This window comes from Agrobacterium sp. DKPNP3 (assembly GCF_052686535.1).
In genome coordinates this window covers 1-11,385 of the sequence record NZ_JBQYSN010000122.1, presented here as the reverse complement: position 1 = coordinate 11,385, position 11,385 = coordinate 1, and the positions used below count along the sequence as shown (strand labels likewise).

The following is an 11,385-nucleotide window of genomic DNA, read 5'->3' as shown; positions in this document are numbered from 1 at the left end:
TCACGGTGCGAGACGCAGATGATGTAGTAGCGTCAGCGATTTACAACATCGCCGTGCTGGCGCAGGCCCCGGTCGCAACCGACAGCGCAGTGACCGTGGCTGCTGACAGTACCGGTAACTCTGTCCCGCTAAACCTTTCCGGAGGCCGGGTCGACACGCTGGTCCTCGTCGCTGGCCCATCACACGGCACGGCAACGGTGGCCGGAACCAGTCTCACCTACAGTCCCGCAAGCGGCTACTCCGGTACCGACAGCATCACCTATACCGTCAGCAATTCGTCGGGCAGTTCCACCGCCACCATTACCTTGACGGTAACGCCACCTCCCGGCGCGCTTTCACTCTCGCCCGCCGGCGGTGCACTGAAAGATGCGATGGCGGGTGAAGCCTACAGCCAGACCATAACTGCCTCTGGCGGCACCGCGCCGCTCATCTACGGTCTCACCGGCGGAACGTTGCCACGCGGAATGGTGCTCAACGTGTCGACAGGCGAACTGACCGGGCCGCTCGAAACCGAGACAGAAGGCGATTACACCTTTACCATCCAGGTGCGGGATGCGCGCGGAAGCACGCTTTCTGTTGGCTATACGCTGAAGGTGACCCCACGTGAAGTGAGTGTCGAAGATCAGCTGATCGAGGTGAAAGACGGGGCACCGAAAAATGTCAATCTCACCGCAAAAGCCACGGGAGGCCCATTCAAGGGCGCCGATCTGACGTATGTCACTCCACAAGGTGCCGGGCAGGCGTCTATTGTATATGGCGAGTTCGCGCAGGCTGGCCCGGTCCAGTCGACGGGGTTATACCTGAAATTCGTACCGAACCCTGCGTTTAAGGGCGCCGCGAGGGTCGGCTTCCGTTTGAAAACCGCAACAGGAGTGTCAAACGAGGCGACAATCACGTACGATATCAAGACATATAACGAGGATGCGGTCGAACGAGAGATAGACCGCCTCGTGCACGGTTTCGTCAGCACAAGACAGAATCTTCTTGCTTCAACCATCAAGGTTCCGGGCCTTCTGGAACGCCGGCAGATGGCCAGTGCAACGGAGGCCGTCACCTCCCGCGCAACACCGTCCGGTGAAGGGATGGTCCTCGGCTTTTCCACCAGCCTCGCCCAGATTGAAGCTGCCCGCGAAAGGTCCGATGGAGTGACGGAGAGCGAACTGCCAGCCTTCAACATCTGGCTGGACGGTACGTTTCTCGTTCACAATCGTGATGAATCGGGCAGCAAATGGGGCAGTTTCGCCATGGTCTCGGCCGGCGTGGACTATCTGCTTTCCGACAAAGCTCTGCTGGGCTTCTCGTTTCACTTCGACCGGATGACCGACCCCACCGACGGTGACAATGAATTGACCGGCAACGGCTGGCTCCTAGGCCCGAACGCATCGCTCGAAATCGCTAAGGGAATTTTCTGGAACAGTAGCCTTCTTTATGGAGGGTCCGCAAATGACATCGATACGCCCTTCTGGGACGGGTCGTTCGATACCACACGCTGGCTGTTCGACACGTCGATTTCCGGTCGATGGGATATTGCTGACGTTACGACTTTCACGCCGAAACTTCGTGGTGTCTATTTTTCCGAGACAGTTGAGGATTACGCCGTGGGGAATGATGTCGGCGACAGGATAGACTTGGAAGGTTTCCGCGAAGAGCAGCTCCGCGTCAGCCTGGGCGCGGAGGTGGCCCGTCAGATTGCGCTTGAGAACGGCTCGATCGTCACACCGAGATTCGGGGGTACTGTCGGTGTCTCAAGTCTTGACGGATCTGGCGCATTTGGCTCCCTCGCGACGGGTGTTTCCATGGAGACGGCAGAAAACTGGTCGCTTGATGCAGCACTCCTTTTCAACATAGAGGGCGATGGGGAAACATCAGCAGGCGCGAAACTCGGCGTCAGCAAGAAATTCTAGGCGCAAAAAAAGCGAGCAAACCGAAGCGCAGTCCCGTTGGCTGGCCTGCCTTCACCAGCACGGCGGCACGCCGTTGGCATGGCGTCAAAAAACCGCTTGACCTCAACAGCGATTGAGGTCCTAGAAGTACGGTCACCTTGTTTTCGCAAGGCTCTTTCATGCTCTTGAGCGAACAGTTGACAAAGGAATACCCCATGGCTTTCCAGCTTCCCGACCTGCCCTATGCCCATGATGCGCTCGCCCCCTTGGGGATGTCCGAGGAGACGCTGAAGTTCCATCATGATCTTCATCACAAAGCCTATGTCGACAATCTCAACAAGGCGATATCAGGGACCGAGTGGGAAAACAGGAACCTCGAAGAGATCGTCCAAGGCACCTATGAGAAGGGTGCGGTGACGCAATCCGGCATATTCAACAACGCCTCCCAGCACTGGAACCACACTCTCTTTTGGGAAATCATGGGGCGTGAGCATCATGCGATGCCCAAGGTGCTGGAAGAGGCGCTGACACAGTCCTTCGGCTCGGTAGCATTGTTCAAGCAGAATTTCGCCCTTGCCGGCGCTTCCCAGTTCGGCTCCGGCTGGGCGTGGCTGGTGGTGGATACCGATGGTTCACTGAAAATCACCCGCACTGAAAACGGGGTCAATCCACTATGTTTCGGACAGAAGGCGCTTCTTGGCTGCGATGTGTGGGAACACAGCTACTACATCGATTTCCGCAATAAGCGCCCGGCCTATATCGAGAACTTCCTCGATAATCTGGTGAACTGGCAGGCGGTTGCCGGCCGTCTCTGACCTGATTGAACCAATCTGGCCGGCGCCGCTACCTCGTGCGGCCTGTCGGCTCAGGGGCAGCCGGACAGCCGCCGTCGGGCTGCCATTCCGTTCGAGCACCCAGATGCCCTATGTCGTCACCGAAAACTGCATCGCCTGCAAATATATGGACTGTGTGGACGTCTGCCCGGTCGAATGTTTTTATGAAGGCGAGAACATGCTCGTCATCCATCCCGATCAATGTATCGACTGTGGCATTTGCGAGAGAGAGTGCCCCGCCGCCGCGATTAGGCCAGATACGGAGCCGGGACTGCATGTCTGGCTCGACCTTAACCGCCACTATTCCGGCATCTGGCCGCGCGTCCATCAAAAGAGAGCGCCGCCAGACAATGCCGATATCATGAATGGCGCGGCGGCCAAGTTTTCCATTTTTTCGAAAAATCCGGGAGCGGGCGGTTAGCCCGGCGTCGCATGTCTCATAATCTCAAGCTTATCGATGGCGGTGCGGTCATTCACGCGCATCTTCCGCTGAAAGCCTCCGCTACGCCGGCAGTCTCACCACTTGAGTTCAAGGACGCGATGAGCGCCCTCGCCTTCACCGTCGCGGTGGCCTCATCCGCCCATGGGGGTGAGCGGATCGGACGCACGATCACCTCCTTCATGCCCCTCAGCGCTGAGCCACCGCTTCTGATGATCTCCATCGACGCCAGCAGCCGTATGGTCGACCTCGTAGCCGCAAGCCGGCGGTTTTCCGTCGCCGCGCTGTCCAGGGGCCAGGAAGAGATCGCCGACGTTTTCGCGGGGAAGGGAAACCTGCCGGATCGGTTTTCGATCGGCCAGTGGGATTCCTGGCCTTCAGGAAGCCCTCGGCTTGCCGGGGCGTTACTCTCCCTTGATTGCGAGCTCGTCGGCTCCGTTGATGCCGCCGACCACATCCTGTTTGTTGGCGCCATCACCGAATCGATCCCGGATCCCTCACGCAAAGCCCTGCTTTGGAGCGATCGCTCCTACGCCGGCACAGAGATGAGGAGCTAACTCTATCAAGGGTTTTCCCGCGACGACCTCAGATACACAGCGTCTTTCAGAAGGCTTTAACACCCCACAAAGTGGCGAGAGCCCGGCAGTCAATCATGGGATTTGCAACCTGGTGGAAGAAAGCCAGCGACGAAATACCTGCCGCCGCAGATTTATGACCGAGTCTTCAGGCATATTACCGTCCGGTCGTCGCTGAACTCGTTGGATGTCGATCCCTTCACGGATGGGAATTCGTCGAGCTTGTGAAAATCCGCTGCCTCGACACGGGCAAATTCCGCCTCCCAATCGGCAACGTCTACACCGGTCGGCAATGACAGATAACCATCGGAGAAGATTTCGAGGCTTGTGATCGTGTCCTTGGCGAGGGTGAGATCGACCAAGCCCTCCCCTGCCACCTGCCCACCGTTAATCGACGCGTAACCGAGAACATGGCCCTGCCTGTTTGCATAATGTGGCTGGACGCGAATGCCGCCCATCAGGAACTCTTCGACCGCGTCCATGTCGTTTTGGAGGCCGCTTGCCACGGCGGCTGCGGCGACGACGTTTTCGGCTTCCGGCATCGTCATAATCCCGGCTTTAACCGCAGCGCGAAGGCCGGAAAATATGGTGGCCCGGGTTTTTGCCTCAGCAGCATCCCCCTCCCCGAGCAACGCGAACAACTGTTTGAACACATGAATACGGGCTGACGTGCTAACCTTATCGATTATTTTAGAGTGCTGCAGCACCCTAGTGCCATTGAGACGCACACCGGAATCACCGGCTAGAAGCAGACGAAAACTGTCACCTAAATCTGCAACAATCGCGAGCGTCGTAGACGGCGGATGGCTTGCATTGATGCGGTTTGCCTCGCACTTCAGGATGTCGCTGATACCTTGAAACAGGGCTGCCGCCTCGCAGCTTTGCAAGGTGCCCTTTATGCTCATCTCGGCGACCGCGTTTGCTGCGGCAAGTGCGGCGATACGGCCGGAACTCAGCCCGTCATAACTGGCCCCGGTCGGATCGGTGGCGCCGTCAAAAACGGCCGTTACCCGTCCTGGAAGAATGATTGCCACATCGTCCCCCGGCGTTGCGGCATTCTTGTATTTCGATTGCGAAAAGCTCGCGATATTCATCTTGTTAATTTCCTTGCAGAGGGGAGCGGGCGGCGACACGTCGGTCGCCGCAGCTATTTTCTTTTCTGGAGCGTAAGAGGTCAGACGAAGGAGGCTTCCTTGTCTTCCGAAAGGCGAAAGACGACGAAGACGCAGATCCCGGTACTGACCAGAAGCACGGTCGAAAGCGCGGCCGCAGTCCCGAATTCGCCGTCGATCACCTGGATGTAGATCAGGACCGGCATGGTTATGGTGCGCGCCGTATAAAGGATCAAGGTCGAAGAGAGTTCGTTGATGGCGGTGATGAAGCTCATCAGCGAACCGATGATGAGACCGGGCAGCATCAATGGCACCGTCACCGACAGGAATGTCTTTGCAGGTGAAGCTCCAAGATTAACCGCCGCCTCCTCGATCGACGGCTTTATCTGCCTCAGGATCGATGTCGTGGATCGGACGCCGTAAGGCAGCCGGCGTATGAACACCAGAAGGATGATGATGAGTGCCGTCCCGGTGATATCGAAGGGCGGATAACGGAACGTCGTGACGTAACCGATCGCCATTACGACACCCGGAATGAGATAGGGTACCATCAACAGCAGATCGAGCGAGCCGGAAACGGCGTTGTCGCGCCTAACGACGATAAAGGATAGGAGGCCTGAGACAATCGCGATGAGCACCACTGCGGCCAGCGCGAAGGTAAAGCTATTGGCGATGGCCTGCGGGGAATCCCTCAAGATGCGAGCATAGCTGTCCAAGCCGAAGCCACCGGTAAAGACGGGGCCGTTTGTCGCCAGGAAAGACGTATAGATGACCGTGAGAGAAGGCAGCATGGCAATGAACACGACCAGATAGCAGAAGCCGTGCACGATGAATGACTTCAGCGGGCGCATCGACTGTTTGACGGGTCGGTTGGTCAGGGAGCTGGCGTAGCGGCGCTTGGCGAGAATGTGCCGTTGCAGAAGAAGCGCTGCCATGGAAATCCCGATCATCACCATTGAAATCGTGACGGCCATGGTCGGCGTGCCCGCCATTTCGGAGGTATATTGCGCATAAGCAATCGTCGACAGCGTCCGGATGCCCTTGCCGAGAATGGCGGGTGTTCCGAAGTCAGCGATCGAAAGCACGAAGCAGATGATCGCCCCCGTGCTGACGGCGGGAAAAACCAGGGGCAAGGTTATTTTGCGGAAGCGCTCAAATGCCGTGCAGCCAAGGTTTTCCGCCGCATCCTCATAAGACTTGTTGATGGTGTTCAGAGCATTTTCCGTCATCAGGTAGATGTACGGGAAGAACTTCAGGCTGAAGACCATGACGATGCCAGGTATTCCATAGATCGTTGGCAAGGAAATGCCGGCAAATGACAGAAGGTTGGTAACCGCACCGTTGGCACCGAACAGCATGATCCAGGCATAAGCGCCGATAAAGGGCGGCGCGCAAAGGACCAGAACCGCAAAGGTCGCGATGAATGTGCGTCCCTTGATGCGATAACGCGACGTGCAAAATGCAAGCGGAATACCGAGCAGACACGCGCCAAGCATGCCCAGAACGCCGATCAGCAAGGTGTTCCAGAGCGCAACGGTATAAAAACGCCGTGTGAACACCTCTGCATAGTTGCTGAGACCGAAGGCGCCCGTTTTGGCGTCAAAAAAGCTGATGAAGAATACACTGAAGATCGGCAGGATCAGAAAAATTGCCAGCAGGATCACGGCGAGCGCCGTGACACTTGTCCAGAAACCCGGCAGCCGCAGGCGGAAACTACCGGGCGTTGAAGCGGCGGTCATATCTGTCATGACAAGCGCTCCCCGGTCACACCTTCACCGAACAGCTGTGTGTCGGCCGCCCGCCAGGAAAAGGTTGTCTTCTGGTTCGGCTCCAGGGCGATGATCTCTGGCGCCGGCTTGGTTATTGCCTCGATCTCTTCGCCCGAAGAGAGTACGGCCGCCACGTTCATTTCACGTCCGGTGAAACTGACCTGACGGATGATCACGGGCAGTTCGATGCGGTCATGATCGGAGCTTGCAGCCGGGCCGACCGAGATCGCTTCCGGACGGATCGCTGCGACGATCTTCCTCTGTGGCGAAACCGCATCGGCCTGCGGCAATGCCACGTCATTGCCGGAGATAGACGTCTTTGTGCCCGCGCGGTCGAGCGTCAGAAAATTATTCGCGCCCACGAAAGACGCGACGAAACGATTGGTGGGATTGTTGTAGACTTCCCATGGGGGGGCAGCCTGCTGAATGACACCGCCATACATGACGCAGACCAGATCGGACATGGCAAGCGCCTCTTCCTGATCATGGGTGACATAAACCGTGGTGATGTTCATCGCCTGCTGGATTTCACGCAGTTCTCGTCGCAAGTCCACGCGCAGTTTTGCGTCAAGGTTGGATAGCGGCTCGTCCATCAACAGAACTTTGGGGTTGATGACGAGTGCCCGCGCAAGCCCGACGCGCTGCTGCTGGCCGCCAGAAAGTTCGTGCGGCATGCGCTTGGCATAGGGAGCAAGCTGAACAATATCGAGGATCTTGCCGACGCGTTCGCGGATTTCGGTGGAGGATGCTTTCCGCTGTTTGAGACCAAAAGCGACATTGTCGAAGACGGAGATGTGTGGAAAGACAGCATAGTCCTGGAAGACCATGCCGACGTCGCGCTTATGGGCAGGCACATGTTCGATTGCCTGTCTTTCGATCCTGATGCTTCCACTGTCCTGCTGGTGGAAACCGGCGATCGTCCGCAACAGGGTCGTCTTCCCACAACCGCTCGGGCCAAGAAGTGTAAAGAACGATCCTGACGGAATGGAGATATTGATGTCGGAAAGAGCAACGACATCGCGGTAGCTTTTTTTGATATTGGTAATTTCAACGGCGGCCATGTGCTGCTCCATGACATATCCTGCGCGGCACACGACCACGGCGGACAAGACAAAAATGCTGAAGTGTACGAGATAAGCACGAGGCGGCGCGCTGACGCACCGCCTCCTGACTGTTTACTTACTGGACGTCGAGAAGGATCTCGTTCCATTTCTCCATCAGCCGCGCGCGGTTGTCAGCAGCCCACTTGAAGTCATACTTTGCGTCAGGAACATCCAATAGCGGAACCAGAGCCGCATTCGCGGGAACGTCAGTACGGACCGAGCGACGGCCGGCTTTCACGACGACTTCCTGCGCTTCCTTGGAGACGATAAAGTCGATGAAGGCCTTGCCGTTTTCAGCGTTCGGCGCGCCTTTGACGAGCGCCATTCCGTCAGGAGCAATCGCGGTGCCTTCTTTCGGATAGACGATCTCGACAGGAGCGTTGCCTAGCTTGTACCGCAGGGCAGCATCCTCAAGGGTGATGCCGACGGCCTGCTCGCCATCATTGACGAAACGCGGAACAGCGCCGGACGAGGTCGACAGGACGGAATTACCGAGAATACCGGTATAAATTTCCCAGCCCTTCTCTTCACTGTCGAAATCCTGCAATACCGTTGCCAGCTGGATGTAGGCGGAACCGGACTGGTCGGCTCGCGCCGACGAGATCAGGCCCTTGTATTCAGGCTTGGCAAGATCGGCCCAGGATGTCGGAACCGGCGCGCCTTTAAGCGCTTCCTTGTTGACGATAAATGCAGTCACGACGGCGGTGAAAGGAACCCAGTTTGCACTGGGTGAGAATGAAGGGTTGATCGAGGCAGCTTCAACAGGCTTGTAAGGTTCGAACAGATCGGCAGAAAAGTCGATGACGGTGCCGTCAACGCTCCAGATCACATCGCCGGCGGCCTTGCCGCTTTCCGCCTTGATACGGTTCATCAGCTCGCCCGATCCGGCTTTAACAAGCTCGACCTTGGTGCCGGTCTTTTTCTCAAACAAGGGCAGCAACTCATCCATGAGCTGCTGTGGGGCTGCCGAGTAGACCACGACCGTACCTTCCGCATGAGCAAGAGCGGCACTGGCAATGAATGCTGCGCCGGCAAAAAGGCGCGCGAAGAAAGTGCATGATTGACGCATAAGGGGCTCCGTTTTTTTGTTCCCTGACACACGAGGCCCTGCGATATTTTCTTGCTCTTATTGGCATCGCCGCTCGTCGTCTGATATTTATTTTCTTTACGTAAATTAATATGTCAAGGTGCATTTGTTGTAGATCGTCGGGAATATTTTAAAATGCTGATAAATAAAGACATTTGTGGGTACAGCCCCGTGCCTGGGCGGGCCATCTCGCTCTTAAGGAGGTGCAAAATCGCTGTACAATCGTTCAGTTTGCGCTATTCATCCGTTATTTCGTCTCGCAGGAGAATGGTGTGATCGACCTCGGCTACAATGAGCGGCGTCTGCTAGAAATCCTGCGCGGCAAGGGAGGCATGTCGCGCATCGAACTTGCGCGCGAGATGGATGTCTCCGCACCCACCCTCACCCGCCTGACGGCCAACCTGCTCGACTCTGGCCTCATCCGTGAAGCGGAGGAAGCCCGCAGCGAGGGAAAGCGGGGCAAGCCGTCCACCGCCATAGAAATCAACCCCGACGGGCTTTTCACCCTGGGAGTGTATTTCAATCCGGACGACCTAAGGGTTTGCGTCGCCGATCTCAACGGGACGATAAGGCAGGAATTCAGATCGGATCTGGAGGACTTCGGCTTCGAACACATTATGCAGATGGCAGAAAACGCTGCCCGGCAGGTGCTGGAAAAGGCAAAGGTCAAAAAGAAAGACGTGCTTGGCTGCGGCATAAGCTTTCCGGGCCATTTTACGCGCGACCGCGGTCATGTCTTCCGCATCAAGCAATTCGAGAGCTGGCACGACATTGACGTCGACAAAGACTTCCAACCCTATTTCGATGTCCCCGTGTTTCACGAGAATGACGGCAATACCGTCATTCTATCGGAGCTCTATTATGGCGCGGGCCGGAGCATCCGTAACTTTTCGATGATCTGGCTGACCTATGGCATAGGCGGTGCCGTGGTCGTCCAGCGTCATCTTTATCGCGGCACGAACGGCAATGCTGGCGAATTTGGCGGCCTGTTTCCAAAATCACATCCGCGCCCCTCAGGACAGGACCTTTGCGATACGCTGGCCGCCCACGGCATGGATATCAGGCGTTTGAAGGATATTGATGAGAGCTACCGGGATCATCCCGCCGTGGTCGCGTGGCTTGAACGGGCAACAGACCAGCTTCGCTTGCTGGCGCTGACCGTGGCGCGAACGATGGATCCTGGTGCCATCGTTTTTGGAGGATCGCTGCCTGACTGGATCCTCGACCATATCGTGCAGAGGATCGGATCCCTTGAGATGCTGGGCGAGGACTTTTTTGTCGAGCCACCGGAAATACGCAAATCCCTGATGAGCGACCTTCCTCACCTTGGTGCCGCCAGCATTCCCATCTACCGCGCCACAACGCCAAGCTACTACTCAGGGCGAGCGCTGAAGGGCTGGGCCTGATCGGACGACGGTTGAGCATTTTTGGGTACGTCTCCGCCGTTACGTTGGTGGTTGGCGGCATCTACCTTTGTCTGAACATCAAGAGCACTGAGCGTCAACTCAGACCGACGCTGAAATGAAATCCATGCTGCGCTTCACGGCATCAGCAACATCTCTTAGGTCGTGCACTTCCTTGGCGAACGGCTCAAAGCTGTAGGCGCCATCGTAACCTGCCGCCTCAAGCGCTTTGATCTGCGCGACGTTCTCCAACCGGTCGTCTGCGTCAACAAGCACGCGGTGGGCGTCCAGCATGTCTGCAACGGAGACGGCCCGGTCGGTGACACCGGAAATGTGGACAAGGCCTGTCCGCTCGGGAAAGAACACGCTCTCACGCGCCAGATGGTGATGGAAGGTGTCATGCACCAGCCTGTAGACGTTATGGCCGTCGGCTGCATCGATTGCCCTCACGGCCTCCGTTTTGGTGCGCAGAGAGGAGGCAGGAAAGCCGAGTGGTTCAATAAGACCGGTGAGGCCGCGGTCTTCAAGGATCGGCTTCATGGCCTTCAGCGCCGCGACAAGCTCATCGAACGACACCGCCGTGCCATCATTGAGCGGACACATGACAAGCGCCCTGGCGCCGCTTGCTTGCGCGTAATCGGCCATGGCGACGGCGCGCTGCGGCAGGTCACCCGACCAGACGTTAAAGGGATAAAGCGCGTTGATGGAGATGATCGTCACGCCGGCCTTTTCAGCCGCCGCCTTCACGGCAGCCGGCTCCACCGTGCCGACGATGTCAGGCAGGTCGCCGCGGATTTCGACTTCGGTGAGGCCGAGCGTGCGGGCAGTTGCAAAGAACAGCTCGAGGGAAAGCTTGGGCGCGGTGATGTGGTTGATGGCGAAACGCATGCAAACCTCGTTGATGAGAGGAGTTTTTCCAAGCGTAAAGCCGATCTGGCGACCAGTCCAGCGTCCACACATGCAAACGCCCGCGCCAACGGCGCGAGCGTAAAACGACCGGAATGATCGCCCAGGCTGAACGAGGATCAGACCCGCTCAAGTGCCACGGCAATACCCTGCCCGACACCGATGCACATGGTGGCGAGCGCCAGCCGTTTGCCGGTCAGCGACAGTTCAAGCGCCGCCGTGCCGGCGATGCGGGCGCCCGACATGCCGAGCGGATGGCCGAGCGCGATGGCGCC

General features: G+C 57.5%; 10 protein-coding genes and 1 pseudogene. 5 read left to right on the top strand and 6 right to left on the bottom strand.

Features of this window, described 5'->3' with window-relative positions; genetic code table 11:
- The 4 genes from ACUTJJ_RS22805 to ACUTJJ_RS22790 form a co-directional block, all read left to right on the top strand.
- A partial coding sequence (locus ACUTJJ_RS22805; protein ID WP_445543519.1) for an Ig-like domain-containing protein occupies positions 1-1,904 on the top strand: 1,904 nt, incomplete at its 5' end.
- 194 nt (positions 1,905-2,098) lie between these two features.
- On the top strand, positions 2,099-2,698 hold the full coding sequence (locus ACUTJJ_RS22800; protein ID WP_445543518.1) for a superoxide dismutase: 600 nt from the start codon (positions 2,099-2,101) through the stop codon (positions 2,696-2,698).
- A 103-nt stretch (positions 2,699-2,801) separates the two neighbouring features.
- Entirely contained in the window at positions 2,802-3,137 is a 336-nt protein-coding gene (gene fdxA / locus ACUTJJ_RS22795; protein WP_004438973.1) for a ferredoxin FdxA, read from the top strand.
- Between the two features lie 11 nt (positions 3,138-3,148).
- Positions 3,149-3,712: a flavin reductase family protein gene (locus tag ACUTJJ_RS22790; protein ID WP_445543517.1), complete on the top strand. Its 564-nt coding sequence runs from the start codon at positions 3,149-3,151 to the stop codon at positions 3,710-3,712.
- 152 nt (positions 3,713-3,864) lie between these two features.
- Here ACUTJJ_RS22790 and ACUTJJ_RS22785 read toward each other — a convergent pair whose 3' ends face one another.
- The 4 genes from ACUTJJ_RS22785 to ACUTJJ_RS22770 form a co-directional block, all read right to left on the bottom strand.
- Complete coding sequence (locus tag ACUTJJ_RS22785; protein WP_445543516.1) at positions 3,865-4,824, bottom strand: hypothetical protein; 960 nt, start codon at positions 4,822-4,824, stop codon at positions 3,865-3,867.
- Positions 4,825-4,904: 80 nt separating this feature from the next.
- Positions 4,905-6,590 carry an ABC transporter permease gene (locus ACUTJJ_RS22780; protein ID WP_063947003.1) on the bottom strand — a complete coding sequence of 562 codons (1,686 nt, stop codon included), beginning with the start codon at positions 6,588-6,590 and terminating at the stop codon, positions 4,905-4,907.
- The gene (locus tag ACUTJJ_RS22775; protein WP_445543515.1) at positions 6,587-7,684 is read right to left on the bottom strand and encodes an ABC transporter ATP-binding protein; all 1,098 of its coding nucleotides are present in this window, start codon (positions 7,682-7,684) and stop codon (positions 6,587-6,589) included. The genes ACUTJJ_RS22780 and ACUTJJ_RS22775 overlap by 4 nt, the downstream gene beginning before the upstream one ends.
- A gap of 106 nt (positions 7,685-7,790) precedes the next feature.
- Entirely contained in the window at positions 7,791-8,783 is a 993-nt protein-coding gene (locus tag ACUTJJ_RS22770; RefSeq protein ID WP_445543514.1) for an ABC transporter substrate-binding protein, read from the bottom strand.
- A 290-nt stretch (positions 8,784-9,073) separates the two neighbouring features.
- Between ACUTJJ_RS22770 and ACUTJJ_RS22765 the strand changes: the two genes are divergently transcribed.
- Positions 9,074-10,207: an ROK family transcriptional regulator gene (locus tag ACUTJJ_RS22765; RefSeq protein ID WP_445543513.1), complete on the top strand. Its 1,134-nt coding sequence runs from the start codon at positions 9,074-9,076 to the stop codon at positions 10,205-10,207.
- Between the two features lie 99 nt (positions 10,208-10,306).
- On the opposite strand, the gene ACUTJJ_RS22760 is transcribed toward ACUTJJ_RS22765, so the two are convergent.
- Together ACUTJJ_RS22760 and ACUTJJ_RS22755 are read right to left on the bottom strand one after the other, a co-directional pair.
- Positions 10,307-11,092 (bottom strand): TIM barrel protein, encoded by a 786-nt coding sequence (locus ACUTJJ_RS22760; protein WP_445543520.1) that lies wholly within the window; start codon positions 11,090-11,092, stop codon positions 10,307-10,309.
- Between the two features lie 137 nt (positions 11,093-11,229).
- Positions 11,230-11,385: pseudogene (locus ACUTJJ_RS22755) on the bottom strand (3-oxoadipyl-CoA thiolase); the annotation flags it as partial.

Bases quoted from the DNA above. Each gene is read 5' to 3' on its own strand.
- fdxA (WP_004438973.1), top strand. From the start codon at position 2,802: ATGCCCTATGTCGTCACCGAAAACTGCATCGCCTGCAAATATATGGAC.
- ACUTJJ_RS22800 (WP_445543518.1), top strand. From the start codon at position 2,099: ATGGCTTTCCAGCTTCCCGACCTGCCCTATGCCCATGATGCGCTCGCC.
- ACUTJJ_RS22770 (WP_445543514.1), bottom strand. From the start codon at position 8,783: ATGCGTCAATCATGCACTTTCTTCGCGCGCCTTTTTGCCGGCGCAGCA.
- ACUTJJ_RS22785 (WP_445543516.1), bottom strand. From the start codon at position 4,824: ATGAATATCGCGAGCTTTTCGCAATCGAAATACAAGAATGCCGCAACG.
- ACUTJJ_RS22760 (WP_445543520.1), bottom strand. From the start codon at position 11,092: ATGCGTTTCGCCATCAACCACATCACCGCGCCCAAGCTTTCCCTCGAG.
- ACUTJJ_RS22790 (WP_445543517.1), top strand. From the start codon at position 3,149: ATGTCTCATAATCTCAAGCTTATCGATGGCGGTGCGGTCATTCACGCG.
- ACUTJJ_RS22775 (WP_445543515.1), bottom strand. From the start codon at position 7,684: ATGGAGCAGCACATGGCCGCCGTTGAAATTACCAATATCAAAAAAAGC.
- ACUTJJ_RS22780 (WP_063947003.1), bottom strand. From the start codon at position 6,590: ATGACAGATATGACCGCCGCTTCAACGCCCGGTAGTTTCCGCCTGCGG.